The organism is Arthrobacter gandavensis (assembly GCF_039528575.1).
Classification (GTDB): Bacteria; Actinomycetota; Actinomycetes; order Actinomycetales; family Micrococcaceae; genus Arthrobacter_B; species Arthrobacter_B citreus_B.
In genome coordinates, this window is the sequence record NZ_BAAALV010000002.1 from 383,880 (window position 1) to 410,759 (window position 26,880).

The 26,880-nt window shown below is 64.4% G+C and carries 24 protein-coding genes; 16 read left to right on the top strand and 8 right to left on the bottom strand.

Annotated features, from left to right (window positions below; translation table 11 throughout):
- Window positions 1-18: 18 nt before the first annotated feature.
- The 5 genes from ABFX29_RS05005 to ABFX29_RS05025 all read right to left on the bottom strand — a co-directional run bounded on the left by ABFX29_RS05005 (window position 19) and on the right by ABFX29_RS05025 (window position 7,216).
- Window positions 19-2,520: an MMPL family transporter gene (locus tag ABFX29_RS05005; RefSeq protein WP_152225386.1), complete on the bottom strand. Its 2,502-nt coding sequence runs from the start codon at window positions 2,518-2,520 to the stop codon at window positions 19-21.
- A gap of 74 nt (window positions 2,521-2,594) precedes the next feature.
- Window positions 2,595-3,239 carry a TetR/AcrR family transcriptional regulator gene (locus ABFX29_RS05010; protein WP_152225388.1) on the bottom strand — a complete coding sequence of 215 codons (645 nt, stop codon included), beginning with the start codon at window positions 3,237-3,239 and terminating at the stop codon, window positions 2,595-2,597.
- Between the two features lie 36 nt (window positions 3,240-3,275).
- Window positions 3,276-3,557: a hypothetical protein gene (locus ABFX29_RS05015; RefSeq protein WP_152225390.1), complete on the bottom strand. Its 282-nt coding sequence runs from the start codon at window positions 3,555-3,557 to the stop codon at window positions 3,276-3,278.
- 54 nt (window positions 3,558-3,611) lie between these two features.
- Window positions 3,612-6,377, bottom strand: a complete 2,766-nt coding sequence (locus tag ABFX29_RS05020; protein ID WP_152225393.1) for a molybdopterin-dependent oxidoreductase — start codon at window positions 6,375-6,377, stop codon at window positions 3,612-3,614.
- Window positions 6,374-7,216, bottom strand: coding sequence for an FAD binding domain-containing protein (locus ABFX29_RS05025; RefSeq protein WP_152225395.1), 843 nt, complete (start codon window positions 7,214-7,216; stop codon window positions 6,374-6,376). The genes ABFX29_RS05020 and ABFX29_RS05025 overlap by 4 nt, the downstream gene beginning before the upstream one ends.
- 416 nt (window positions 7,217-7,632) lie before the next feature.
- Between ABFX29_RS05025 and uraD the strand changes: the two genes are divergently transcribed.
- The 4 genes from uraD to ABFX29_RS05045 all read left to right on the top strand — a co-directional run bounded on the left by uraD (window position 7,633) and on the right by ABFX29_RS05045 (window position 10,333).
- Entirely contained in the window at window positions 7,633-8,148 is a 516-nt protein-coding gene (uraD, locus tag ABFX29_RS05030; protein WP_152225397.1) for a 2-oxo-4-hydroxy-4-carboxy-5-ureidoimidazoline decarboxylase, read from the top strand.
- Entirely contained in the window at window positions 8,145-8,480 is a 336-nt protein-coding gene (gene uraH / locus ABFX29_RS05035) for a hydroxyisourate hydrolase (protein WP_055242491.1), read from the top strand. The genes uraD and uraH overlap by 4 nt, the downstream gene beginning before the upstream one ends.
- 2 nt (window positions 8,481-8,482) lie before the next feature.
- Entirely contained in the window at window positions 8,483-9,397 is a 915-nt protein-coding gene (gene pucL / locus ABFX29_RS05040) for a factor-independent urate hydroxylase (protein WP_152225399.1), read from the top strand.
- Window positions 9,398-9,487: 90 nt separating this feature from the next.
- Window positions 9,488-10,333, top strand: coding sequence for an HpcH/HpaI aldolase/citrate lyase family protein (locus tag ABFX29_RS05045; RefSeq protein ID WP_055242495.1), 846 nt, complete (start codon window positions 9,488-9,490; stop codon window positions 10,331-10,333).
- 21 nt (window positions 10,334-10,354) lie between these two features.
- Here ABFX29_RS05045 and rraA read toward each other — a convergent pair whose 3' ends face one another.
- Together rraA and ABFX29_RS05055 are read right to left on the bottom strand one after the other, a co-directional pair.
- Window positions 10,355-10,822, bottom strand: a complete 468-nt coding sequence (gene rraA / locus ABFX29_RS05050) for a ribonuclease E activity regulator RraA (RefSeq protein WP_152225401.1) — start codon at window positions 10,820-10,822, stop codon at window positions 10,355-10,357.
- A gap of 54 nt (window positions 10,823-10,876) precedes the next feature.
- A complete protein-coding gene (locus ABFX29_RS05055) occupies window positions 10,877-11,443 on the bottom strand; it encodes a TetR/AcrR family transcriptional regulator (protein ID WP_152225404.1) in 567 nt (188 codons plus the stop codon).
- Between the two features lie 138 nt (window positions 11,444-11,581).
- Here ABFX29_RS05055 and ABFX29_RS05060 point away from each other — a divergent pair, with 138 nt between their 5' ends.
- A complete protein-coding gene (locus ABFX29_RS05060) occupies window positions 11,582-13,285 on the top strand; it encodes an MFS transporter (RefSeq protein WP_246167210.1) in 1,704 nt (567 codons plus the stop codon).
- 9 nt (window positions 13,286-13,294) lie between these two features.
- Here the strand turns inward: ABFX29_RS05060 and ABFX29_RS05065 are convergent, their stop codons facing one another.
- Window positions 13,295-13,735: a universal stress protein gene (locus ABFX29_RS05065; protein ID WP_152225406.1), complete on the bottom strand. Its 441-nt coding sequence runs from the start codon at window positions 13,733-13,735 to the stop codon at window positions 13,295-13,297.
- Between the two features lie 100 nt (window positions 13,736-13,835).
- Between ABFX29_RS05065 and ABFX29_RS05070 the strand changes: the two genes are divergently transcribed.
- The 11 genes from ABFX29_RS05070 (at window position 13,836) to ABFX29_RS05120 (ending at window position 26,875) form a co-directional block, all read left to right on the top strand.
- On the top strand, window positions 13,836-15,038 hold the full coding sequence (locus ABFX29_RS05070; RefSeq protein ID WP_246167212.1) for a multidrug effflux MFS transporter: 1,203 nt from the start codon (window positions 13,836-13,838) through the stop codon (window positions 15,036-15,038).
- 256 nt (window positions 15,039-15,294) lie between these two features.
- Window positions 15,295-16,203 carry an SDR family oxidoreductase gene (locus tag ABFX29_RS05075; RefSeq protein WP_152225411.1) on the top strand — a complete coding sequence of 303 codons (909 nt, stop codon included), beginning with the start codon at window positions 15,295-15,297 and terminating at the stop codon, window positions 16,201-16,203.
- 270 nt (window positions 16,204-16,473) lie between these two features.
- On the top strand, window positions 16,474-17,751 hold the full coding sequence (locus ABFX29_RS05080; RefSeq protein WP_346038478.1) for an acyl-CoA dehydrogenase family protein: 1,278 nt from the start codon (window positions 16,474-16,476) through the stop codon (window positions 17,749-17,751).
- Window positions 17,748-18,749 carry a flavin reductase gene (locus ABFX29_RS05085; RefSeq protein ID WP_211372323.1) on the top strand — a complete coding sequence of 334 codons (1,002 nt, stop codon included), beginning with the start codon at window positions 17,748-17,750 and terminating at the stop codon, window positions 18,747-18,749. Before ABFX29_RS05080 ends, ABFX29_RS05085 begins: the two co-directional genes overlap by 4 nt.
- Before the next feature lie 71 nt (window positions 18,750-18,820).
- Window positions 18,821-19,693, top strand: a complete 873-nt coding sequence (locus ABFX29_RS05090) for a DODA-type extradiol aromatic ring-opening family dioxygenase (RefSeq protein WP_170287696.1) — start codon at window positions 18,821-18,823, stop codon at window positions 19,691-19,693.
- A 10-nt stretch (window positions 19,694-19,703) separates the two neighbouring features.
- Complete coding sequence (locus ABFX29_RS05095) at window positions 19,704-20,660, top strand: alpha/beta fold hydrolase (protein ID WP_152225417.1); 957 nt, start codon at window positions 19,704-19,706, stop codon at window positions 20,658-20,660.
- A complete protein-coding gene (locus tag ABFX29_RS05100; RefSeq protein WP_152225419.1) occupies window positions 20,647-21,504 on the top strand; it encodes an alpha/beta fold hydrolase in 858 nt (285 codons plus the stop codon). The genes ABFX29_RS05095 and ABFX29_RS05100 overlap by 14 nt, the downstream gene beginning before the upstream one ends.
- 157 nt (window positions 21,505-21,661) lie before the next feature.
- Window positions 21,662-22,603, top strand: a complete 942-nt coding sequence (locus ABFX29_RS05105; RefSeq protein WP_170287697.1) for a helix-turn-helix domain-containing protein — start codon at window positions 21,662-21,664, stop codon at window positions 22,601-22,603.
- Between the two features lie 271 nt (window positions 22,604-22,874).
- Window positions 22,875-23,909: an extracellular solute-binding protein gene (locus ABFX29_RS05110; RefSeq protein WP_152225420.1), complete on the top strand. Its 1,035-nt coding sequence runs from the start codon at window positions 22,875-22,877 to the stop codon at window positions 23,907-23,909.
- Window positions 23,910-23,940: 31 nt separating this feature from the next.
- The gene (locus ABFX29_RS05115) at window positions 23,941-25,122 is read left to right on the top strand and encodes an ABC transporter ATP-binding protein (protein ID WP_170287698.1); all 1,182 of its coding nucleotides are present in this window, start codon (window positions 23,941-23,943) and stop codon (window positions 25,120-25,122) included.
- Window positions 25,115-26,875, top strand: coding sequence for an ABC transporter permease (locus ABFX29_RS05120; RefSeq protein ID WP_152225424.1), 1,761 nt, complete (start codon window positions 25,115-25,117; stop codon window positions 26,873-26,875). Before ABFX29_RS05115 ends, ABFX29_RS05120 begins: the two co-directional genes overlap by 8 nt.
- The last annotated feature ends 5 nt before the right edge of the window (window positions 26,876-26,880 follow it).

Here is a 26,880-nt window from a genome sequence, read left to right on the forward strand (position 1 = left end):
CTGTTTGGAGTTGACCGGTTAACCGCTGTGGTTCGCGGGTTCCGGTTCGCGGTGCTCCACGTGCGGGTGGCGGCGCTCAAGGGAGGAGCCTTCGACGTCGACATCCGGCAGGATCCGCTCCAGCCACTTAGGCAGCCACCATGCCTTGTCTCCGGCCAGGTGCATCAGCGCCGGGATCAGCAGCATGCGGACCACAAATGCGTCCAGCAGCACACCGAATGCCAGCGCGAAGCCGATCGGCCGGATCATGGCGCTGTGGGAGAAGACGAAACCACCAAAAACGGAGACCATGATGATCGCCGCGGCTGTCACCACGGCACGTCCGGCACGGACACCCTGAACCACGGCAACCCGTGACGGAGCGCCGTGCGCGTAAGCCTCGCGCATGCCGGAGCCGATGAAGAGCATGTAGTCCATGGCCAGGCCAAACAGGATGCCCACAAGGATGGTCGGCAGGAAGTTCAGGATCGGGCCGGGGGACTCCACATTGAAGATCCCGGACAGCCAGCCCCACTGGTAGATGGCCACGACGCCGCCCAGTGCACCGAAGTAGGAGAGCACAAAGCCAAGCGTAGCGATGACGGGAACGTAGATGGACCGGAACACCAGGATGAGGATCAGCAGGGACAGGCCCACCACCACGCCGAGGTAAATCGGCAGGGCGTCGGAGAGCTTGTCCGAGATGTCGATGTTGCCGGAAGCGGTTCCAGCCACGCCGATCTCATATTCACCGTTCAGCGGGGACATGTCCCGGAGCGTGTGGACCAGGTTCTCGGTGGACTCACTCGTGGGTCCCTGTTCTGGAACCACCTGGAACGCGACGGTGCTGCCGTCCTCGGATGAACCGATGGGCGCAACGGCGGAAACGCCGTCCTGCTCGAAGAGGATCCCGGCGATCTCGGCCTGGATTTCGGTTGCTTCGGCTTCGGTGGGTTCGGAGTCAAGTTCCGCCACCACCAACAGGGTGCCGTTCTGGCCCTCGCCAAACTTCTCCGAAAGGGTGGAATAGGCGCGGTACTGCGTGGAGTCGTGGGCTTCGGAAGACCCGTCCGGCAGGCCGGTGCGCAGGTCCAGGGCAGGGATGGCGATGACCAGCAGTGCCGCGATTGAAACCAGTGCGGTGAGCACGGCGCTCATGGTGGACATCGGCTTGGCAGTGGTGGGGGCAGGTGCCGGTGACGCTGCTTCCGCGGCCTGCGTGACAGCGGCGCGTTCCTTCTTGCTCAGGATGCGCATGCCGGTCAGTTTCAGAAGTGCCGGGGTGAGGGTCACTGCGATCATCACGGCGATGGCGATGCAGGCTGCACCCACGGTGCCCATGAGGCCAAGGAACGGGATGCCGGTGATGTTCAGGGCCAGCAGTGCAATCAGCACGGTGGAACCAGCGAAGACGACGGCGTTGCCGGAGGTGCCGTTGGCCAAGCCAATTGACTCCTCCAGCTCGTAACCCGCCTTCAGCTGGCGCCGGTGCCGGTTCACGATGAACAGCGCATAGTCGATGCCTACGGCCAGGCCCAGCATCAGGCCCAGGACCGGCGTTACGGAGACCATTTCGACGACGCCGGAGAACGCCAGGGCGCCCAGGGCGCCAATACCGACGCCGATCATCGCGGTGATCAGCGGCAGTCCTGCCCCGATAAGGGTGCCGAGCATGACCACCAAAACCACTGCGGCCACAACCAGGCCGATGACCTCGCCGATGCCGAAGATAGAGGGGATGCCCTGGGCGATGTCCGTGGAGAAATCAGTGGTCACACCGTTTACGGGGGCGTCATTGAAGACAGCCACCAGTGCGTCCTTGGTTTCCTGGGTGACTTCCATCTGGGTGTCTTCGAAGACAACGGTCACAATGGCGGCGCTGCCGTCCTCGGAGACCATGCGGATGTTCTGGGCCATGTTGAGCAGTGCGGCACCCTGTTCCAGCTGCGGTGCCTGCTCTTCCGCGGCGGCGGCCTGCGCCTCGAGTTCGGCGCGGCCCGCGTCGATCTGGGCCTGCTGGGCGTCGAGCTGCGGCTGGGCAGCGGCCAGGGCGCCGGCGGCCTCGGCTTGGGCGCGGGCGGCATCGAGCTGCTGCTGGCCCGCGTCGAGCTCGGCGCGGGCGGCTTCCAGCTGGGCGCGGCCGGCGTCGAGCTGTGCCTGGCCTTCCTCCAGCTGGGCGCGCTGCGCTTCCCGCTCGGCTTCGGTGGCGAAGGGGTCGACGGCGTTTTCCACGCCGTCCACCTCGGACGCATCGGTCACCAGGGCGGCGATGGCGTCCTTCTGCTCCTGGGTGAAGGGTGAGCCGTCCTCGGTCTGGAAGACCACCGAACCGGTGCCTCCGGAGGCTTCCGGCAGTTCCTGCTGGAGCCGGTCCGTGACCTGGGTGGTGGGGGTGCCGGGAATGGAGATGGCGGTGGAGAGAGTGCCGCCGAAGAGCGCGAAGGCAATGCCGGCAACTGCCAGCACCGCTATCCACACGCCCAGCACGGTGCGGGCGCGGCGTGCGGCACCCTGCCCCAGGCGGTAGAGGAATTCAGCCATTGGTGGTCCTTATCGAAATCATGGGTTCTGCTGCGGACGGGGGCGGCGGAGGTGAACCGCTGCGAGCGAAAACTTTAGGACCGGCCCGGGGGTGTGCCCGCCCCGGTGCCGGTTCGGAGGGCCGTGACGAGACGCTGGAGCAGCTCTATCCACGCGGTCCGGGATTCAGGGCTGTCAACAGCGCCTGTCTGCGCACACCAGCGTTCGTAGAGCACGCTGATGCCACCGGCAAAGGTGCCCACCAGCAGCTGGATGTCTTCAGGATCCGCTTCAGGGTGCCGGGCGGCCAGGGCCGCCATCACCTGGTCCCCGGCCATGGTCACGGAACGGAAAGCCATAATTGCCTGCTGGGGAGAGGAACGGGAATCGGCGCGGCCAAGGACCTGGGTGAGGTAAGAGACCGCTTCGATGAACCTGGGTGAACTCACCAGGTCCACGAGGTCATCCAGGGGTGAATAGCCTTCCGGGGCAGTGCCTTCCGGCAGCATCAGGGACGAAGCGACGACGTCGGTCCCCACCTCGGTGACAACGTCATCCAGGGAGGCAAAGTGGTTGAAGACGGTACGCCGGGAGACGTCGGCCCGCTGCGCGAGCTCGTCTACGGAAAAATCGGTTCCACGGCGCTCGGACAGCAGGGCGGCGCAGGCGTTCACTATCGCCTGGCGGTGCCGGCTTTTGATGGCGGACCTGCGGTCGGGAGCGGTACTGGCGGGAAGCACACTCCTACACTAAGTGCATCGTTGCACCCGGTGCAACTAATCCCGCTCGGGTTCCGATGCTTCCGGGGTGCGGCTGGTGGCAGCGGACCTCCGCGATCCCAGGAAATGCACCAGCACGCCAGCGCCGATCAGGGTGAGTGCCGCGCCTCCGTACACAGTGGCCAAGGAGTACACGCCGTCCGGGGCGCCTGAGAACAACCTGCTCAGGAGTCCTGGAATCTGCGGGCCGGCGAACAGGAGCACCGTCAGCAGCGGCCCTCCGGTCAGCCAGCCGCTGCGGCCGGGCTGCGTGTTTTTCCCGCTGCTCTGCTCACTCATGGCTTAAGTCTTCCAGATTTCCGGCCGGTCCGTTTCCGCAGCTGCCGGCTGTGTTCACTGAACTGTGAGTGGGCGCGCTGGAACACCGGCTTCGCGCAGCGCCAGGTATACCCGGTCGCGGGCAAACGGAGGCCGGGTGAACCGCAGCCCGGTGGCATCCCGGAGGGCATTGGCCAGTGCCGGTACTACGGGATTGAACGGACTCTCGCTCATCGATTTGGCGCCGAGGGGACCCAGTGAATCGCTGGTGGAGGCAAAGAGGACTTCAGTGTGCGGCACATCGGCGAAAGCAGGTACGTGGTACTGGCGCAGCACCCTGGTCTGGACTTCTCCGGAGCCGTCCACCAGCACTTCCTCGAACAGTGCCGCACCGATCGCCTGCGCCACGCCGCCTTCGACCTGGCCGCGGCACTGCAGCGGGTTCACCACCACTCCGGCGTCGGCGGCCTGCACACTCTGCAGGATCCGGATCTCCCCGGTGGACGGGTCAACGGCCACGCGGAAGCCCTGCACGTTGAACGCCACGGAGCGCGGTGTGCCGCCCCAGCGTCCTTCGGCAGCAAGCTCGACGCCGGCCTCCCGTGCCCGCAGATACACCTCCGCCAGCGGCACGCGTTCGTCCCCGCAGGCCACGGCGTCCGCCTCAAGACTGACCTGGGCAGAGGTGTTCCGGAACAGCGACGCCGCGAAGCCCTGCAGTTTCGTTGCCAGATCAGCGGCTGCCGCCAGCGTTGCCTTGCCCGCTACAACGGTGCCGGTGGAGCCGTACGCGCCCGTGTCATGGTCCACCAGGTCCGTGTCCGACTGGCGGATCACCACGTTCTGCGGCTGCGTGGACAAGGCGCTGCAGGCCAGCTGGGTGTGGACCGTCGTGGTGCCGTTGCCGAACTCGGCGGTGCCGACGTCGAGCCCGTACCTGCCGTCCGGGCGCAGCGCGATCCGGGTGTGGGCAACGTGCCCGCGCGGCGGCACGGTGTCGATCATGGCGACAGCGGTGCCCTCGCCCACCAGCCAGCCCGGGGCAAGGCGTGCTCCGGAGCGCTGCGGATCCCGCGACCCGGTTTCCAGTGAAGTGCGAACCAGGTCCACGCATTCATCCAGGCCGTAGCTGCCGTAGAGCACGTCCCCGGCCGCTTCCGGCGACGTGGAAAGCATTGGGTCGCCCTCAACCACCAAATTCCGGCGTTTGAACTCGAGCGGATCAAGGTCCAGCGTCCGGGCCAGTTCGTCCAGCGCCGACTCGATCGCGAAGATCATCTGGCTCAGCCCGTAGCCGCGGAAGGCGCCTGCCGGAACTGTGTTGGTATAGACAGCGCGGGCGTCCACTTTCTTGTTCGCACACCGGTAGACCGCCACGGACTCACCGCAGCCGTGGAACATCACGCCCGGCCCGTGGTTTCCGTAGGCACCGGTGTTGGTGGTGACGTCCACGGCCAGTGCGGTCAGCATGCCCTGCGCGTCAGCCCCGGCCTTGACCCGGACCCGGAAGGGATGCCGGGTGGTGGAGGCGGTGAACTGCTCCTCCCGGCTCAGCTCAATCTGCACCGGCCTGCCCAGCCGAAGGGCAGCCAGCACCGCTACGTCCTCCACGAGGACCTCCTGCTTTCCCCCAAAGCCGCCGCCCACCCGCCCGGAAACCACCCGCACCTTCTCCAGCTGAAGGTCGAACACCCGGCTGAGGGTGCGCCGAACCAGGAACGGCACCTGGGTGGACGTCCGCACAACCAGCCGTCCGTGCTCATCGAAGGAAGCGATTGCCGCATGGGTCTCCAAAGCCACGTGCTGCAGGCGCTGGCTGTAGTAGGTCCCCTCATGCACTGCCACGGCCGCGGCGAACCCGGCCTCCGGATTGCCCAGTTCAGCATGCAGTTCGGCGACGATGTTGCTGGGAGCCGGAGTGCCGACGCCGGGTTCCGCCGCCGCGGCCGCATGCAGCAGCGGTGCCCCGGGCGCCAGAGCCTCGTCCGGTTCGAACACTGCGGGCAGGATTTCGTAGTCGATCCGCAGTGCCCGGACCCCGGCCTCAGCAGCGGCCACCGAGGCTGCCGCCACCACAGCCACGCGCTGCCCCTTGAACCGCACGACGTCGTCCAGCACCCGGGTGTCCGCCGGGTCATCCGTGTGCAGCTCATGCTGGGCGGAGGAAAACCGGAGCGCCGGGGCGTCCTCGTGTGTAAACACGGCCTCGACGCCTGGGACGGCCAGGGCAGCTTCGGTGTCGATCGATACGATCCGGGCGTGGGCATGCGGTGACCGGGCCAGTGCCAGATGCAGCAGGTCCGGGTGGATTCCGGGAGGCAGGTCAAGGGCGTAACGGGCAGTGCCGGTGACGATTGCCGGCCCGGCAGGCGCGGCAACGCTGTCTCCCACCCCGTGGCCGCCGTCGTCAACGCGCTGCGTGCCGGCTATGGCGTCTTCCACGGCCCGGTAGCCCGTGCAGCGGCAGAGGTTGCCTTTCAGCGCACGGGGAAGATTGGCCCGATCGGCCGGGCCGAATGCTGCCGCGGTCATGATCATCCCTGCGGTACAGAAGCCGCACTGGAATCCCTGGGCGGCCAGGAACTGCTGCTGCATCGGATGGAGGGTGCCGCCGTCGGCCAGCCCCTCGATAGTCGTCACGTCCCGGCCCTCTGCCCGGCGGGCAGGGAAAATGCAGCTGTGGACCGGTATCCCGTCAACGTGGACTGTGCATGCTCCGCAGTCGCCCGCGTCGCATCCCTTCTTCACACCGGTGTTGCCCAGTTCGCGCAGGAACGTGCGCAGGCACTGTCCCGGCGCGGGTTCCGCCGAAACTGGCTGTCCGTTGACGGTATAGCTCACGGGCTCCGCTCCTCCGGTTCTCCGGCCAGCTCGGACCGGATCTCCTCGCTGAACTGTTCGGTCATGAACCGCCGCCACTCGGGCAGCCCGTGTACGTCATCGTGATAGAGCGAAGAATCAATCGCGGTGTCCAGTGCACGCCGCAGTTCCGGTGCGTCAGGCAGCTGGTCAAAACGCAGCTGGATCGGCCGGATGGTTGCGGCGGTAACGGTGAGGACAAACGCTCCGTCCGGATCAACCCGGCCGATGAGAAGCACGGCGGAACGTCCCAGGGTGGTTAGCGACTGGCGGCGCATGGCGGTACGTGATGCCAGGGCATGCGCAGGCAAGCTGATGCTGCGCAGCAGCTCGCCGCAGGTAAGTGCGGTCTGCCCGTCGCCGGTGACGAGTTCGGTCACGGCAAGGGTCCGCCGGGTGCCGGCAGGGGAGAGGAGCAGCGCCCGGCCGTCCAGTGCTGCCGCGAGGGCGGTCATGGGTCCGGCAGGCAGCGCGGTGCAGAGGTTGCCGCCCACGGTGGAGACGTTCCAGACCTTGTGCGAGGCAACGAACGCGTCGCAGCACGGGTGAACCAGGTCCAGGGCCGGCCAGCCGGCTGCGGCCGGAGGCCGGGCCGCCGCGAAGCCGTGAAGCTGGGTAATGGTGCAGGTGGCGGCGATCTCCAAGCCGTGTCCGCTCACCGTCAGTGGTTCCCAGCCGGCACCGCTAAGGTCCAGCAGCCGGCGCAGGGTTGAACTGCCGTTGGAAAAGAGCACCGTGCCGCCGGCCAGCCACGCGTCCCCTGCGCGGTAGTCGGAAGGGTCGGAGGTGGGAACCAGTTCTTCCACCGTGTTCAGATCCACTCCAGCTCGCTTTCCTCGCTACCGGCCCTGCCGGACGGTTTTCCCACCTATATTCCGGGAATAGCGGCAACCGTCAAATGACCGGAGCGTAGGAGACGCACCGGGGTAAACGAGCCATAGAATCCCTGCATTCTGCTGTGTCCGGGTCCGTAAATTGGATGGAGCTTACCATGCCGGGCCGCAGCTGGAACGGGTTTGCGCCAGGCCGCCTGAGCAACAGGAGAAACGGGCTGGAGACCGTGGAATGAACCCATGCCGCAGCCTTGACACTGCCTTCGCGGGAACTGAACAATGGGCGGACCGTAAATGCGGCAGAGCACAACATTGTGCGGAAACACCGAAACAAAAACCGTGCCGCAGCCGCTGCCGGAAAATGCGGCAACGGTGGTGAACGGCCTATTGAAAGACGGACATTCATGGACGCAGTTCCCCGGCGGGATTTTCTCGCCGAGTTCAACCAAGCTCCTTTCGCCCGGGCCGAAGAGATGCTCAAGCCCTGTGTGGACCTGCCGCGCTGGACCTCGGAAATCTCCTTCGCCAGGCCGTTTGGGACCGGTGCGGAACTGGTCTCCTTCGCCGAACTTGCGGCTCCGGACTGGACTGAAGCCGAGATAGCTGCCGCACTGGTAAGCCACCCCCGCATCGGTGAGCGCTCCTCAGGTGCCGGGCGCGAGGCGGAATTGTCCCGGGGCGAACAATCCGGGATTGCGCTTTCCGCTGGCATTCGGGAGCAGCTGGAGGAAGGCAACCGGCGCTACGAAGAGCGGTTCGGGCGGGTCTTCCTGATCCGTGCTGCCGGGCGCAGCGCGGAGGAAATCCTGGCGGTCCTTTCCGAACGGCTTGAAAACACCGACGAAGCCGAACTCGCTGCCACGGCGGCCGCCCTGCGGGAGATTGCGGTCCTTCGGCTGGAAGGACTGCTGAACCGATGACAAGCCGAATCACCACCCACGTACTGGACACCTCCACCGGGCGCCCGGCGCCCGGCATTCCGGTTTCCCTCCAGATCCGCGGAGACCTGGACTGGGAGGAGCTGGGAACCGGCACCACCGACGCCGACGGCCGGATTCCGGACCTGGGGCCGCAGGACCTGCCCTCCGGGTCCTATCGGCTTGAGTTCGCAACCGAAACGTACTTCGCCGCGGCGGGCACGCCGTCGTTCTTCCCATCCGTCACCGTGACGTTTACTGTCGCGGAGCAGGAGCACTACCACGTGCCCCTCTTGATCAGCCCGTTCGCCTACTCCACCTACCGGGGAAGCTGAGCATGGAATCCACCGAAAGCGCTGCCGTTGCGTCCCCGCGAATCATCCTGGGGCCGAACCAGTACGGGAAGGCTGAAGTCCGCCTGGTCAAAACCACCCGGGACACCGCGCGGCACAGCCTGGAGGACCTCAGCATCACCTCCCAGCTGCACGGTGATTTTGCTGCCGCGCACACCGAGGGGGACAACGCCCACGTCGTGGCGACTGATACGCAGAAGAACACCATCTACGCGTTCGCCCGGGACGGGGTTGGTTCCCCGGAGGCGTTCCTGCTCCGCCTGGCGGATCACTTCACCTCGAGCTTCGACTGGGTCAGCGGCGGGCGCTGGGCCGCCGAGCAGTACTTCTGGAACCGGATTCACGGACACGACCACGCCTTCAGCAAGGACAAATCCGAGGTCCGTACCGCGGGGCTGCTTGTGGACGGAGCCGGCCGGCACCTGGTGGCAGGCATCAGCGGCCTCACCGTGCTGAAGACGACCGGCTCGGAGTTCCACGGTTTTCCGCGGGACCGCTACACAACCCTTGCCGAAACCACGGACCGGATCCTGGCCACGGACGTCACCGCCAAGTGGCGGTACTCGGATGTGGACGTACCGGATTTCAATGCCGCCTATGCCTCCGTGCGGTCCGCGCTGCTGGACGCGTTTGCGGATACACATTCCCTGGCCCTGCAGCAGAGTATGTTCCAGATGGGCCGCGCCGTGCTCGAAGCCCATCCGGGCATTGACGAAGTGCGGCTCTCGCTGCCTAACAACCACCATTTCCTGGTCGATCTGGAACCTTTTGGACTGGATAACCCCGGCGAGGTCTTTTTCGCCGCCGACCGTCCCTACGGGCTGATCGAGGCTGCTGTCCTGCGGGAAGGCGCTGAAGAAAACAACCCGGTGTGGAATACCATCGCGGGATTCTGCTGAGCAACCCGGGGGGCTTGAGGAAAGTAACGGTGGTCACACCTCGGGCCCCTGCATTGGGGTATCGCCGGGCCGGAAAGTAGGCTCGACCGTATGGCTCCCTTCCGAAACAGCCGCGCTGCGGCGCTGCCCGCGAAACTGTCCCGTTCCTGGTTGCTGGCTTCTGCCGCGGACGAAGCGAATTTTGCTCCCGCGCTGGCCTCGGAAGCGGACTCTGTCGTGTTCGACATGGAGGATGCGGTACCCGCCGAAGGCAAGGCCGAAGCGCGTGAGCGCGTGGTGGAGGCACTCTCCACCGGCATGACCGCCTGGGTACGCGTCAACGGCATCGAAACCGACTACTGGGCCGATGACCTGGCTGCCCTTTCAAAGGCCCCCGGCCTGCGCGGCGTCATGCTGGCCATGACCGAAAAGCCGGAGCAGGTCACGCACACCGCCATGCGGCTGCAGGCCGGCACCCCGGTGCTCGCGCTGGTCGAATCCGCGCTGGGCATCGAAAATGCGACGGCGATTGCCAGCGCGCCGGGCACGTTCCGGCTGGCATTCGGCGTCGGCGACTTCCGCCGTGACACCGGTGCCTCGGATGACCCCATGGCCCTGGCCTACGCGCGCTCCAAGCTGGTGGTGGCCTCCCGTGTGGGGCAGCTGCCCGGCCCGATCGACGGGCCGACGCCGGGAACGCTGGGTGAGAAGCTGCTTGATGCCTGCAAGGTGACGGCCTCGATGGGCATGACCGGCAAGCTCTGCCTGATGCCCGAAGCAGCGGACACCATTAACAAGGGCCTGTCGCCGAGCGAATCCGAAATCGTCTGGGCACACGAGCTGCTGGAGGCACACGCGGCCGGCGCAGTGGTGGGCGACGGCTCCTACCTGCCCCGCCTGGCCCGTGCCCAGAAGATTTCTTCCCTCGCGGACTCCTACGGTCTCTGGAACGCCTAGCTCCGGACTGAACCGGCCGGGCTAGCGTTCGACCAGGATGCCGTCCTCGTCGGCGTAGAGCACGGCGCCGGGGCGGAACTTCACGCCGCCGAACTCCACCGGAACGTCCACTTCGCCCACTGAGTCCTTCGCGCTCTTGCGTGGATTCGAGCCGAGTGCCTTCACGCCCAGCGGCAGCTTGGCGACGGCGGCACGGTCGCGGATCGGGCCGTGAATGACGACGCCGGCCCACCCGTTGGCGACTGCGGCCTCGGCAATCATGTCCCCCATGAGGGCGGTGTTCAGTGAGCCTCCGCCGTCGACCACCAGCACGGAGCCGTTGCCCGGTGAATTCAGGGTGGACTTCACCAGGCCATTGTCCTCATGGCAGCGGATGGTGCGCACTGGGCCGCTGAAGCGGGTGCGGCCGCCCAGGTCCTGGAACTGGAGGGAGACCGAAGCCAGCGCTTCGCCGTGTTCGTCATAGAGGTCTGCTGTGCTCTTTTCCATGGCACATACTGTGCCACAGGGCACATCGATGGGACGGCAGGTGCTGCGCAGCTCTCAGGCGTGCTTCACCGCAGCCTGGGCCTTGAGCAGGTCCACAACCTCCAGCAGTTCCTCCACGGACCCGGAGGTGGGGGAGTTCTCTTCCTGCGGCCAGCCGCCGGGGAGGCCCTCGTTGTAGTAGAGTCCGTCGCCCAGCAGCATGATGGCGCGGGCAATGGCACGGTCTCCGACTTCGCCCAGAACCAGGTCGAACCAGTCGCGGTGGATCTGCTGCAGCAGTTCGGAGGCAGCGGCGTCGTTGGCCTGCGCCAGCCGGACCGCTGCAATCAGGGCACGGTCCAGGCCGCTGTCCACGTAGACGGAGGTGCGGACCAGGAAGCGCGCCGGGCCCTCGGCATCGGTGCGCATGCGCTCGAGGTCGGCGGCGGCGAGGATCCGCAGCCGGTCCAGCAGGCCTGTTGCCAGGGCTTCCTTGTTTTTGAAGTGGTAGAGCAGCCCGCCCTTGGAGACGCCGGCAAGTGCTGTCACGGCGTCGAGAGTTGCCCCGCGGGGACCTTCATTGATCAGCAGTTCCTCGTAGGCGGAGAGGACGCGCTCCCTGGCGGGTGTCTGTTCAGGCATGGCTTTACGCTACGCCATCCAGTGCTGTACAGTCTAGACGGTACAGTAACGTACGGGTTGGCCCCGGCGGTTGCTGGCATGTCTTTTTAACCCACCAGTTTTCGGCAGGCGGAGCCCTGCCAAGTCCAAGGAGGAATTGTGCCTGCGGTACAGGAACGGCCCGCGCTTCAGCGGGCCGGAAAGCGTGAATGGCTGGGACTGGCGGTGCTGATGCTCGCCGTCCTGCTGGTAGCGGTAGACAACACCGTGCTCAGCTTTGCCGTCCCGTCCCTGTCCCGTGCCCTGGCGCCGACCGGGACGGAACTGCTCTGGATCATCGACATTTATGCGTTGATCCTGGCTGGCCTGCTGGTCCCGATGGGCAGCCTGGGGGACAGGCTGGGACGGCGGAAGCTGCTGATGATCGGTACGGCCGGTTTTGGCTTGGTATCGGTCGCGGCGGCGTTCGCACCCACGGCCGGCGCCTTGATTGGGGCCCGCGCCCTGCTCGGCTTCTTCGGCGCCATGCTGATGCCCGCCACACTGTCCATCATCCGGAACATGTTCGTGGTGCCCGGCCAGCGCCGCATCGCGATCGCCGTGTGGGCTGCCGGGTTCTCCGGCGGCGCAGCGCTTGGGCCGATTGTGGGCGGAACCCTGCTGGAACACTTCTGGTGGGGCTCGGTCTTCCTGCTCGCCGTGCCGGTGCTGATTCCGCTGCTGGTCTTCGGGCCGAAACTCCTGCCCGAATCCCGTGACCCCAAGCCGGGCAAGGTTGATCCGATCAGCATCCTGCTGGTCATGGCCACCATGTTCCCGCTGGTCTACGGCATCAAGTCCATCTCCACGCATGGACTCGATGCGTACGCCCTGGTTCCGATGGCCGCCGGCCTGCTCTTTGGCTTTGCGTTCGTGCGGCGCCAGCTCAGCCGTTCCGAGCCCATGCTGGATGTGCGGCTGTTCCGCAACCCCGTCTTCACCGGGTCCATCTCCGCGAACCTGCTCAGCGTCTTCGCGCAGGTGGGCTTCATCCTCTTCCTCTCCCAGCACCTGCAGCTCGTGCTGGGGCAAACCCCGCGTGAAGCCGGACTGATGATGCTTCCGGGCCTGATGCTCACCGTGGTTGCCGGCCTCGCCGTCGTTCGCGTGGTCCGCAGGGTCCGCCCGGCCTATGCCGTTGCCGCCGGCCTGGTGTTCAGCGCCGTCGGCTACACCGTGGTGCTGCTGACAGGCCATGATGAGAGTCCGCTGGGACTCGTGATCGCGTTCATGATCCTGGGCATCGGAGTCGGCTCCGCGGAGACCATCTCCAACGACCTGATCCTGGGGTCTGTCCCGCCGGCCAAGGCGGGAGCGGCGTCGGCCATTTCCGAAACCGCGTATGAAGTGGGCGCAGTTCTCGGCACGGCCGTGCTGGGAAGCATCCTGACCGCCGGCTACCGGAACGGCATTGTGCTGCCGGACGGTATGGATCCGGCCGCTGCGTCAGCTGCCTCGGAAACACTGGGCGGCGCCGTCGAGGCAGCCAAGACCCTGCCCGCCCCGCAGGCTGCGGATCTGCTGTCCTCAGCCCAGTCCGCGTTCGATTCGGGCGTGGTGGCGACGTCGCTGATCGGCATTGTGCTGATGGTGGCGGCAGCAGTGGGTGCCCTGTTTATGCTGCGCCGCGTGGCCGCGGACAACGATGCGGCGTCCAACGGCGGCGCCCCGGCCGAGCCTTCCGCTGCGCCGGAAGCGGCGCTCGCCGCGTCCGGTACAGCCATCGAAGATACGGCTGCTGAAGAGCACTCCACGGGGAAGATCGACAGCGCGGACCTCCAGACGGAACTGGCGGAGCAGGATGCCTGCCCCGCCCGCCGCTAGCGGAACCTGCTAGTCCGCTTCCGGAGGATGAACGATCAGCACCGGGCAGTGGGCGTGGGCTGCGGCGGCGGAACTGACTGAACCAAGCAGCAGTCCCGCAAAGCCGCCCCTGCCCCGGCTGCCGACAACCAGCATTTCCGCGCTCTTGCTGGCTTCCACCAGCACCTGCACCGGCTGCCCGGACACCACGGTCTTCTTGAGTCCTTCCGGAATGTCCTGGCCGAAGGCAGCCTGCAGGGTTTCTTCCAGCGCGTTGTCCGCCTCAACCCGCGGCGACCACTCGGTGGACGGAATGGGCACGGCCAGGGCGATCGGGTAGGACCAGACCGTCACCGCCTCCATCCGGCAGTGCAGCAGGTCGGCGAGCCGCCGCGCTGTTCGCAGCGCTACCAGTGAGAGTTCCGAGCCGTCCACGCCGACGACGATTCGCTTGCGATTGTCCTTCGCCATGGCCCTGATCCTGTCTGTCCGCTGCCAATGTTTCCTGCAAGAAGTCTGCGGCCCGGGTCCCGTTTTCACTAGAGGCGGGCATTGTTCGTACTATCAGCAGGTGCCAGCCAACGAGTCCAAGCTCCGTGCCGACGCCCCGATAGGCGCCGGCCTGCTGCTGGTGCTCGCGTTCCTGGCAGCCACCGGGCCGTTCACCACGGACCTGTATCTCCCCTCTTTCCCGGGCATCGCCGCGGACCTGGATGTCTCGGCGTCGGGCGTGCAGCTGACCCTGACGGCGTTCCTCATTGGCATGGCGGCCGGCCAGCTGGGATTCGGCCCCCTCTCCGACCGTTACGGCCGCACCCGCCCCCTGTTGCTCGGGACCGGAGCCTTCGTCCTCGCCTCCATTGCCTGTGCAGCCGCACCGAACCTGGGCGTGCTGATCGCCGCCCGCTTTGTGCAGGGACTGTGCGCAGCTGCCGGGCCGGTCATTGCCCGCGCCGTGGCCGCCGACCTTACCTCCGGACCGGCCGCTGCCAGGACGTTCAGCCTGCTCATGACCATTGGCGGCGTTGCCCCGGTGGTGGCTCCCGTCATTGGCGGCGTGCTCACCGGGTTCTGGGGCTGGCGCGGTGTGCTGTGGACTTTGGCCGGAATTGCGGCGCTGATGTTCATCTGTGCAGCCGGTGCAGTCAGGGAGAGCCTGCCCGCCGCCCGCCGCTCCACCGGACCGCCCTTTGCGGGATTGGGAGTAGTGCTGCGCCGCGGAAGGTTCCTGGGCTACGTACTGCTGTTCGCGAGCTCCTTTGGGGTGCTGATGAGCTACATCTCTGCATCCCCTTTCGTCTACCAGAGCATCATGGGCCTGGGCCCGGAAGCCTACGGCCTGATGTTCGGCCTGAATGCAGCAGGGATGGTCACCTCAGGGTTCATTGCCGCCCGGCTGAGCCGCCGGGTGCCGCCCCGGCGCACCGTCCTGCGGGCTGTGGCGGTGCTGGTGGGGTTCGCCGTCGTTCTGCTGGTCCTGGTGCTCGCGGCCGTTCCTGCGCTGCTGCTGGCCGTACCGCTTTTCTGCATGGTCTCTTCTCTGGGATTCATCATGGGAAACACGACGGCGCTGGCACTCGCGCAGGCCGAGGGCGCAACCGGCAGCGGCAGCGCAGTGCTCGGCGGAGCGCAGTTCCTGATGGGTGCGGTTGTTTCGCCGCTGACCGGACTGGGCGGAGAGTTCACCGCGCTGCCGCTGGCGCTGGTGATGACGGGTTCGGCCCTGCTGGCGGCAACGGCACTGTTCCTCACCCGGGAACTGCAATCCGCGTAGACTGTGCAGACCATGCGACACATGAACAAGTTCCGCACGCCCATTGTCTGGCTCCTGATTATCGGCCTGGTTGGCAGCATCAGCGTCGGCTTCCTCGGCCTCTTTTTCTAGGCCCCACCCCCACTCTCCGTCCGGTCCGCGCCCGGGTTTGCCCGGTGCCGCTGTTCCGCAATAGGATACTAAGCATGCTTACCTAACGTAGGCGGCCGCGAGTTGCGGCTCCATATCCATGAACAATGGGAAGTGGGGAAACTTAATGGCCAGCGAAAACACTTCGGACCAGTACACATTCCAGGACCCGGTCAACCGGTATCCCTCCGTCAGTCCGCCCAAGCAGGACCAGCCCGAACCCGGCCTCGACGCCGACCTCGAGCCCAAGACCGACCGCGGCGAAGATTCCTACCGCGGAACCGGGCGGCTCGAAGGGCGCAAGGCGCTGATCACCGGCGCGGACTCCGGCATCGGCGCGGCAGTCGCCATCGCCTTCGCCAGGGAAGGCGCCGACGTCGCTCTCTCCTACCTCCCGGAGGAAGAGGAAGACGCCGCCAAGGTCATCCAGCTCATCAAGGATGCCGGCCGCACCGCCGTCGGGCTTCCCGGTGACCTCAAGGATCGCGAATACTGCATCCAGCTGGTGCAGGACGCAGTTGACGGCCTGGGGGGCCTGGACATCCTGGTCAACAACGCCGGCAAGCAGGTTGCCGTGGAGAACCTTGAGGACCTCAGCGACGAACAGCTCGATGACACCTTCAAGACGAACATCTACTCGTTCTTCCGGGTGACCAAGGCTGCGCTTCCGCACCTGCCGGCCGGATCGAGCATCATCAATTCGACCTCGATCCAGGCCTACAGCCCCTCTCCGCACCTGCTGGACTACGCCAGCACCAAGGCGGCGATCAACAACTTCACCAAGGGCCTGGCCCAGCAGCTGGCACCCAAGGGCATCCGCGTGAATGCCGTGGCTCCCGGTCCGTTCTGGACTCCACTCCAGGTGTCCGACGGCCAGCCTAAGGACGCCCTGCCCGAGTTCGGCAAGGACACTCCGCTTGGCCGTGCAGGACAGCCCACGGAGCTTGCCCCGGCCTACGTCTTCCTGGCGTCCCCGGAGTCCAGCTACGTGGTTGGTGAAACGCTGAACGTCAACGGCGGTATGCCTTCGCCCTAAACTCCTCCCACAAGAAACCGGCCCCGCACTTGCGCGGGGCCGGTTTTTTTGCGCTCTGGGGGCACAGCAGCTTGTCCATGAATAACAGGCAACACGATTCACGTTCCCATCGGCTTATCTAAACGGAGGGCTCAGGTTGGGCGTTACAGCCAAAGACAGCCCAATCGCCCGGTCCTAGTGTGATGCATAGATCGGCTGCACCACCGGTCACGCGCAACCGGCAATGTGGCCGTTACTTGCCTTCCGGATGCGGCCCGCTGCACAACCCACGTGAGAGGACTTGGCATGCACGCCACCTTAGGAACCATTGAGACGGAACCTGTCCGTAACGGGCAGGGTGCTGGCCATGACGAGTACGCCCGGCGCGCGTACGAAGCCGGCGCCAACTACCTTAGCGCCGTCGACGACATCCTGGATATCATCCGGAACGGACGTGCAGAGACCGAACGAATCGGGCAGGTTCCGACGGTCACGGTGGAGGCTATGCGCCGCGCCGGTGTATTCCGGGCGCTGACGCCCAGGCGTTACGGAGGCCTCGAAATGGCGCCCGACTGCTTCTTCGAAGGCATCATGAAGATCGCCGGTGCTGAATCCTCCGCCGGCTGGATTGGCGGGCAGCTCAATGTGCACTCGTTCGAGATCGCGCTTATGGACAAGCGGCTCCAGGACGAGTTCTGGCAGGACGGCCCGGACACGCGCGCTTCGAGTTCGTATGCCCCTACCGGCAAGTGGACGGAGGTCGAAGGCGGATACATCGTGAGCGGCACGTGGGGATTCTCCAGCGGCGTCGACCATGCCGACTGGGTCATTCTTGGTGGCGGCGACCGCAACTTCGTCATCCCGCGCACCGACTTTTCTGTGGCACAGGACAGCTGGGACGTTGCCGGCCTCAAGGGCACCGGAAGTAAATCCGTGACAGTGAACGACGCGTTTGTTCCCGACTACAGGGTTCATTTGCTGAGCAACACCTACAGTGACCAGAATCCCGGCTGGGAGGTCAACGACGGACCTCTTTACCGGGTCTCGTTTATGTCCATCTTCAACTCCACCATGGCTAACTCCGCCATCGGCGCGACACTGGGCGGCCTGGAGGAGTTCATTACCGAAAGCAAGGTCCGACGGGCCCGGCGAGGCACAGGGGTGTCGGTCACCGAAAACCCTCATTTGCTGGTCCGCCTGGCGGGGGCAATCTCGATGGTGGAGACGGTGAAGAAACGGCATCTCCAAAACTGGCGAAGCCTGTTCGCAATCGCCTGCGACGGTGGAGTGGCGGATCCGGAACAACGCATGAAGGTGAGGTTTGAGGCGGCGGATTCCATTGCCATCAGTCTCAACGCCCTGCAGGAGATCTGGCCGGTGGCCGGAGCGGGCGCGATCCTCTCGACCAACCACCTGCAGACGGTTGTCCGGGATTTGCACGCAATGCGCGTGCACGGTTCGGCCGGCAGGGAGGCCGCAGCGACCTTGTATTCACAGTGTTTGCTGGGCTTGCCGGGGCCGAGCTTTGAAGACAGCCCGTCCATGCGCACCCTGGCGTACCACCGATGAGCGTCGTGGCGGCTCCGGGAGCCGAATACCACATCAGTGATCCCGTTCAGGACCGAAGGGCGTTCCGCAGTGCGCTGGGCCAGTACGGCACGGGCGTCGCCGTGATTACCACCCTCAACGGAGGCCTGCCTGTTGGCATGACCGTCAATTCGTTTGCCGCAGTGTCACTGGACCCGCCGCTCATCCTCTGGTCCGTGCAGAACACCTCGGGGAGGGCTCCAGCGTTCGTTGGAGCACAGCATTTTGCCGTCAATGTGCTCTCTGCCGATCAGGTGGATGTCTCTCGAATCGTCGCCTCTCCGCAGGGAGGGACCGGTGCTTTCGAGCAGATCGAGTGGACCGAAGGCCTGGCCGGGGTTCCGTTGATCGAAGGAGCCATCGCCCGCTTTGAATGCCGGACCTACGATGTCCTGCCCGGCGGTGATCACCAGATCCTGGTCGGACACGTAGAGCGCTGCGCCGTGGCCGAGGGGGAGCCGCTGCTGTTCGTCCAAGGAGGCTACGCGGCATCAGCTCCCTTCCCTTCCTCTGGTCCCGGGAGCGAAGCCACCACGGAAGAGACCTCGCCGGAGAGCGAGCCTGCTCCCTTCGCCCAGCTCGTGACCGCGGTGAATCACCGGCTTTCACGGGAATTCGATGAGCACAGGTCCCGTTTCGGCCTCAGCGCGGGCAGCAGCCGGGTGCTTAAGAGGCTCTCAACGGGGCCGCAGACCGTCGATGAACTTGTGTCTTCGGCGTTCCTGGGGCCGCAGGCCATCGAGGACGCGTTGAGCGAGCTCATCGAGGAGAACCTCGTCGAAGTCACCGGTTCGGGTTTCCGGCAGACACCTCAGGGCCGCACCCTCCGCCGGCAGGTAGCCGAGAATGCCCGCCGCTTCAACGAAGCCGCACTCTCAGGCATCCCGGAAGCCGACGTCGAAGCAGCCCACCGGGTGCTGACTGCGCTTGCCCGCAGCGATCAACCTATTCGGTTTCACCACACAAAGGAGAATGCATAATGATTGGTCTTGGCTTGGCATGTTCCCATGCGGCTGGAATGTTCCGTCCCCCGGAGCATTGGCAGAAGTGGATGACTGACAGGGTTGCTCCCGGCGTCTTTGAACGCTACCCGGAGGCGGCACGGCAGCGGGACAGCCTGGAGTACTGCAAAGAGCTCTATGCGCGGATCCACGAAGATTTCGCAGACATGCGCAAAGCGGTCGAGGAATACGAGCCTGACGTACTGGTCTTCATTGGCGATGACCAAGGCGATCTGTTCAACCTCTCGAACAACCCCACGCTGGCCATCTATACAGGCGAGGAAGAGATGTGGGGGCATCAGGCGTACGAGTGGGACGTTCCCATGAAAGACCGCGCAACCATTACCTTCAAGAACGACGTCGAGGTTGCCAAAGCCCTTGCGCACGGCCTGGTCAAGCGGAACTTCGATATCGCTACCCTGAACCGGTTCAACCCCCAGGGCCGGGACGGCTACGGGCTGCCTCACATGGCTGCCCGGATTGCTCCCGAGCTCGACCCGTCGCGTGAGATCCCGATCGTCTGCATCCTGATCAATGAGTACTACACCCCCCTGGCCGGAGGGGAACGGTGTGCCGACCTTGGCCGCGCGATCGCCGAGATCCTGAACATGCGGGAGGAAAAGATCGTTCTGGTCGCCTCTGGCGGACTGAGCCACTTCCCTTCTGATAAGGACTTCAACCGAGGCGACATCGATGTCCCGCTCGATAAGTGGGTCTTGGAGCGCGTCGAGCGGAACGACGTTGATGCTCTGGCCAAGCTGTTCAGTTTCGACTCGGACACCATGCGATCGGGTACAGGAGAGATCCGTGCCTGGATTTCGCTGGCTGCGGCGATGAACCGCCCCGGTGAGGTCATCGACTACCTGCCTGTCCACGCCTGTTTCACAGGTATTGGTTTCGCCAAATGGCCAGTCCTAGCCTGAACGGTTAACAATGCGCGCAGATGATTCTTCACTCATTGCCGAGTACTTCGGCTACGAATCCCGTTGGCTCTCCACCCGTCCGGGTGAGCACATTCATTACTTGGATGAGGGACGCCCGGACGGCGTCCCGGTGGTCCTGCTCCACGGCTCGGCCATCGGCATCACAGCAGCAGCGAACTTCTACCTCACCATCCCGGCCCTCGTAGCCGCAGGCCACCGGGTTATCGCCCCGGACCTCTACGGCTATGGCTTCACGGAGACACCCGGGGATGTTCCGGCAGTTCGGCCCAACCAGGTTGACCTGGTCGTCCGGCTCCTTGATGCCCTCGAGCTGCCAAAAGCCTACGTAGTCGGCAACTCACTCGGCGGAATGGTGCTCTCCAGCCTGGTACTGGAACATCCTGAACGGGTGGCAGGGGGAGTGGTGGTCGGGACCGGCGGAGCGAGATGGGAATCCGGATCACGGTTCGAGCCGAATCTGACTTCCCACAAGGACATGGGAGGGTACTCCCCGGCCATGGTCCGTCGGTCAATGGAACACCTTGTACATGATCCGCGCATGATTCCGGAGCCGCTGGTGGAGTTCCGAACACGAATGGCGGAACGTCCCGGGGCATATGAACAGCACCAGGAGTCCACTCGGCTAAGGGAAGCCAGCAAAGTGGACTATCCGTTTGCGGTGGACCGGGCCGGGGCCTGCCAGGTGCCAATGCTGTTCCTCTTTGGGAGGGAAGACAGGGTGAATCCGCCTGAAGACGCGCTGGCGGGAATGGAATCCTTCGCTCACGCGGATCTGGTGGTCTTCGGGCAGTGTGGTCACTGGACCATGGTTGAGCGAGCAGACGAGTTCAACCATTTTGTCCTCCGTTTCATCGCTGGATGGGACCGCCGAATCGTGGCACCCCCGCTGCAAGGGGATGCCTTGCGGATGTCCGGGTCGACGTCGGGCCAGCATGCTGACGTATGACACGACCTCCCGGTTTGCCCAGGCTGGCAGGGTCCGTGTCCATTACCACGAGGCCGGTGAAGGTCCTGTGCTGCTCTGCATCCACGGCGGTGCCCCGGGGGCTTTCGGCTGGGGTAATTTCGGCCGCAATATGGAAGAACTCTCGCGGCACTTCCGGGTGATCGTCGTGGATCTGCCCGGGTACGGAAAATCAGACAAGCCCGACGTCGTGAGCGGGCGTAATGCGATGTACGCCGAGGTCATGGTGGCATTCCTTGAGTCTTTGGGAATCGACCGTGCACATGTCCTGGGGATGGCCACAGGAGGAGCTGTAGGCATCCGGCTGGCTGTGGAACATCCGGCCCTGGTAGACCGGCTGGTACTGGTTAGTTCCGCTGGTGGGCAGACCATGTTCGGCCTGCGCCGAAAGGTAACCGCCAGCCAGGTTTATTACGGGGGCAACGGGCCGACGCCGGAAAAGATGCGTGATTACCTTTCCCAACTGCTTTACGATCCGTCCCTTATCACTGAGGACGTGGTGCGTGAGCGGTATGAAGCCAGCGTTGAACCGGAGTTTATGGAACAGGCGCCGGAGGGGAGGACAACCACCCGGCACACGCCGGAGGACTTGTGGAAGCGGCTGGATGAGATCCAGGCCCAGACGCTGATCGTCTGGGGCAGGGAGAACCGGGCCCAGTCGTATGAGAATGCGGTTTTTATGCTCAGCCGTATTCCACGGGCTCAACTCCACGTTTTCGGCGAATGTGGTTTGTGGGTGCCCTTCGAAAAGCCGTCAGAGTTTAATTCGCTTGTGACCGGCTTCATACAGGGTAAAAAGGCTGGAGCTTATCCTGGCGGCGACTAGTCTCGGAGAGGTCATGGACACTTCTCAATTGGCATACGTGGACCTAGTCCGCGCCTCGGGGTCTAAATACCCGATCTCTGCAATACTCACCTGCCTTACCGACAACAGTGCCGCGTGGGCAGCTCTGGTTACTACCAGCGGCCGGCTAATCGAGTCTGTGCAGTCCGGAACCTCAGGGGAGGTAGACCAGGAAACGCTCGCTGAAGCAGTGTCCATCATTCCCCGGCCATCGCTTAAGCCGGCCACCGGCCGATCGGCTGCCGGGCAGGAGCTGATGACGTTCCCTGTGGGTGCGGAGGGGCGGGCAACGGCGGTTCTGATTGTGGCCTGCGATGCCCCGCTGCATCCGGAGATGCACAGATTCGGCGGTAGTGCTGCCATGCTTCTGCGGCTGCTGCTGCGGGACATGCGCCGGCTTCAGACAGCGTCTCGCATGGTACGGGACTCAATTACCCGGCTGATCTTTTCCCAGCGGATAGACAGCGCCTTGGAGCTCGCGGCGGAGATGGGCCTGGCAACACCTCCCAGTCGCCCCCACATTGTCTGTGTCCGAGGCGTGTCGGCATGGGATCCGGACGATCTCCTGGATTTGCTCGAAGCGGCAGTGCCGCCCGACGCGCGCCAGTTGCTGGCGTATATCGACGACGACGAGCTGTGGCTCCTGCTGAACCGCGTCCAATTCCAGGCTATGGCGCCCGAACTCGTGGCGCTCGTTGACAGGCACCCCGCTCTGAGGGTGCTGCTGACCGAGCAGGTGCCCGCGAACAAGCTTTCACATCGATGGCAGCACTGGATGAACGACATCCGAAAGGCGCCAGCCGGCACCGTGGTGGACCGCTCCCACTACCAGGGCGAAACTCCCAGTGACTGGGTGCACAAACTCCAGCGGGACGGGAGCCCCCAGGTGGTGGAAGCGGTGGTCGAATACCTGCGCTGCCGCGGGCGCTGGGAAGCGGCAGCGGAGTCCTTGGAGCTCCACCGGAATACCCTGCGGTACCGTGTCTCTTCGGCAGAAAAGATGCTTGGCCTGGACTTGACGGACCCTACGACGTCCAGCCGCCTTTGGCTTGCCCTCCGCAGTGAAGGGCTTGCTGACTGAGGCCCGTTGAACATTTAGACAATTGCAGCCCCCGAATAACTTCGGCCGGGCTGCTTTTGCGTCCAAGGGGGTCATAAATACCACCCTCTGTCCATTCCAGCAAGGGGCGTCCTGACGTAATGGTCCATTCATCTAAATGTGCGGAAGTGCTTGGTTAGGCTGTCCCGAGACGTAATTCACCAGACGCAGATAGTGTCCTATGACCCAGTGACAGCCGTCACATTGTTGGAATCCCGCCACAGTGCAGTGGCGACACCTTTTGGAGCAATCGATGAACTCTGCGTTTAGCACCATTCTCCCTCGAGTCGCCTGTCTTGCTTTGGCTGCCGGCGCTCTGACCGCCTGCGGAGGCCAGAGCGCAGCATCAGAGCTTGGTACCGACTTCACCGATGTTGAGCAGCGCGCGGCAGCCGAAGGGGAGCTGGTCGTCTACTCGGCGGCTACCGAGGACGTCAACGCGGCACTTGTTGAGGCATTCAACCAGGAGTATCCGGACATCTCCGTAACCATGACCCGCCTCTCCACCGGTGATCTGCGCAGCCGGTTCGCCTCGGAAACGTCAATTGGCGCCCAAAGCGCCGATGCCGTGATCGTCACGGACCCGCTTATGTTCAACCAGGATCCCGACTGGTTCCTGGGCCTGAACGAGGACGTGGTGCCGAACCTTGCCGATGTCCGGGAAGGATTCGCCCATGATGCCCACGTGGGTTTGGTGACGTCTCCCTGGGTGCTTACGTACAACACGAACAAGATTTCTTCTGCACCCCAGAGCTGGAAGGAATTGGAGAATCCTGAGTTTCTAAAGGACGCCACCTTGACGGATCCGCAGGTGGCCTCTGACAGCGTCCTCTCCTTCTATCAGCTCCTACTGGATGAATACGGCGCCGGCTATCTCAAGAATCTTGGAGACGGGAACGACGATTGGTTCGATTCATCGGTTTCGGCCATCCAGAAGGTGGCCGCCGGGCAAGTCGCCCTTTCGGCCCCGGGAGCGAAAGGCCACTCCCAGACACTGGTCAATTCGGGTGCCCCGCTGGGAGTAGTTATCCCGGAACCGGTGTTTGCCTTTACCAATCAGCTTGGTGTGGCCGCAGACGCCACCCACCCCAATGCCGCATTGGTTTTCACGAACTTCATGCTGAGTGCTGCGGGCCAGTCCGCGTTCTGCGGGGATGGCTTGTACCTCTCACTGGTTGTGGGGGACGTCGAAGGCTGCAGCCCCACACCGGATGACGCACGCATTGCAGACCCACTGCGCGCAGTAAATGAGCGCGACACCATCCTCAGCGCGTTCGAACTCGACTAAGTCCAACTCTTCCCCCAGAAGGAGGCCACCTGTGAGCCTTACCCAGATTCAGCCCCTTGCCCAAGGCGCCCCGGCAGCCGCTGAGGCCAAGCCAATCCGTCTCTCCGTTCAGAGAGTCGTGAAGGAATTCCAGCGGCATGAAGGAGAGTTCGTCAACGCCGTCGACGATGTGTCCTTTGAAGTGCGAACCGGCGAACTGCTTGTCCTGCTTGGCCCAAGTGGCTGCGGTAAGTCCACGCTGCTCCGGTGCATCGCCGGCCTGGAGTCACCGACCAGCGGTTCCATAAGCATCAGCGGACAGCCCGCCTATGATTCCGCCACCGGGATCTCCCTCGCCCCCAACGACCGGGACGTCAACATGATGTTCCAGTCCTATGCTCTGTGGCCGCACATGAACCTGCTTGAGAACGTGGCCTATCCGCTGCGTACGGCCGGGGTGAAGAAATCAGCGGCGCTCAGCCGGGCCGCGGAGTATCTCGATCTTGTCAGCCTCGGAGGGCTGGGCAAGCAGCACCCGGGAATGATTAGCGGCGGCCAGCAGCAGCGTGTTGCGCTGGCGCGCACCCTCATCTCGGAGCCGTCAGTCGTATTGTTCGACGAACCGCTCTCCAACGTGGACGCGAGAATCCGGGTAAAGCTCAGGTCGCTGCTGGTTCGGCTTCACAAGCAGTTGGAGTTCGCCGCTGTCTACGTCACCCACGACCAGGTTGAGGCTATGGGCCTTGGCACCAGAATTGCAGTAATGCGGCACGGAAGAGTCGACCAGCTCGCTTCGCCGGTGGCAGTCTACGAACGTCCGAGCAACCGCTCGACAGCGGAATTCATCGGCGAGGCCAATTTTATGGAGGCCACCGTAAGCGAGCAGTCGGCGGACAGCATGCTGGTGAAGCTGTGCGGCAGGGAAATGCAGGTAAGCCGGCGTGCCGACGACCCCGCGTTTGAAGCTGCGCCCGGCGACACAGTGACAGTGATGATCCGTCCGGAGAAGTGCCGGATTGCGCCAGCAGCAGCCGGAACCGGCGACGACGCGGCCTGGCATGGCGTGGTTATGTCCAGGACCTTCTCCGGGTCGCACACCGAATACCAGTGCCAGTTGGGTGAGCAGGTTGTGACCGTGTGGGCTTTCGGCGCCCCGGACCCGCAGTTACGGGAACTTAGCGAGATCGAAGTGAGCATTCCCTCGGAGTTCCTGCGGGTGGTAACCGATGACTAGCAGCTCAACCCTTTCAAAGCCGCAGGCGGAAGACCCGCAGCAGACACAGGTAAATCCTCCCGCTCCCAGAAGCTGGGGAAAGCTGCTGCGAAGCCGCGCGTTTGGTGGATTACTGCTCGTGCTTTCGGCCTTGGTGGTCTTCCTGGTTGCATACCCGCTGTTCCAGATGTTCCAAAGGGCCGGCGGGCCGCTGGAGGCCTGGATCGAGCTGGTAAGCGAGCCGTGGTTCCCCGGGATGATCCGGGACACTGCGGTGGTGGTAGGCATCAGCGCTTTCCTGTCCCTGGCAATCGGTGCCCTCCTGGCCTGGGTCAACGAGCGCACGGACGCGGGTCTGGGTTCGGTAGGTGATTCCTTGCCGCTGATCCCGCTGTTCCTGCCGGCGGTAGCCCTGGCAGTTGGGTGGGTGGTCCTGGCCAGCCCTGAGGTCGGCCTGTTGTCGGCTGTGCTGGAACCCATGGGGTTCCAGATCTACTCGGCCGCCGGAATGATTCTTGTGTACGTGCTGCTCACCGTCCCTTACACCTACCTTCCAATCGTTGCGGCGATGCGGTCCCTCGACCCATCACTGGAGGAAGCAGCACGCGCCTCAGGCGCGAGCACCCTGCGGGTCATCCGAACCATTTCGCTTCCGGCAGTAGCCCCGTCGCTTCTCTCCGGATTCATCCTGGCCACAATCATCGGGGCGGGAGTGTATTCCGTTCCTGCCATTATTGGCAGCGGAACGGATCTGGACATCATGTCCGTGCGGATCGTCCGCTCTATCCAGAATTCCTACCCAGTGGACTATGGCACCGCTGTGCGCCTGAGTGTCCTGCTGCTGGTCGTGCTGCTGGTTCTGTACTATCTCCAGCACTCCGTGATCTCAAAGCAGCGTTTTGCGCGAATGGGCGGCCAGGCGCCGAAGGTGGCCAAGATCGCGCTTGGCCGCTGGCGTTGGCCGGTGCGGATGGTGGGACTGGCTTACATCCTCTGCGCCGCCGTACTTCCACTAGCTGCGGTGATCTACCTGAGCCTGCAGCGCTACTGGCAGCCGGACATCTTTGCCTCGAACTGGACGCTGGAGAATTTCAAGGTAATGGCCTCCGGCGCCGGCGGGGCACTTGAAGGAATTGGCAACTCAGTTTTCCTGGGAGTGACGGCCGGCTTTGTGGTTGTCATGGCCGCAACTCTGATTTTGACGTATGCCCGCCAATCCAATAACTGGGTCTCGAAAGCAGCCGGTGCGGCGGCAAAGTTTCCCGGAGTTGTCCCTGGTGCAGTCCTGGCAGCGGCGTTCATTTTCGCGTTTGCCGCTGCCCCGTTCAACCTCGGCGGCACACTGCTGATTATGGGCATGGCGTACTTCGTTTCGTTCCTGCCCTACGCCGTGATCTCCCTTGAAGGTACCTCCGCTCAAATTGACGGCAGCTTGGAAGACGCCTCCCGTCTCTGCGGGGCGGGAGCCGGGCGGACCTTTGGACAGATTGTGCTCCCGCTGCTGCGTCCTGGCATTTTTGCCACCTTTGCCCTCGTGTTCGTGCGGATCATCGGCGACCTCGAGGTGGCAGTGCTCCTTGGCACCGGTCAAACCCCGATGGTCAGTGCCTTGCTGTTCCAGGTATGGGGCGAAGGGCTGTTCACCCAGGTGGCAGCTGTCGCGGTGATGATGACAGCGGTTTCCGCCGTCGTCGTGATCCTGATGATGTGGCTCTCGCGTCCTGCTTGGGTGCGGAAGATGCACGCCCGAAACCGAAAGGCTCTGAAGCGTTGAACGAG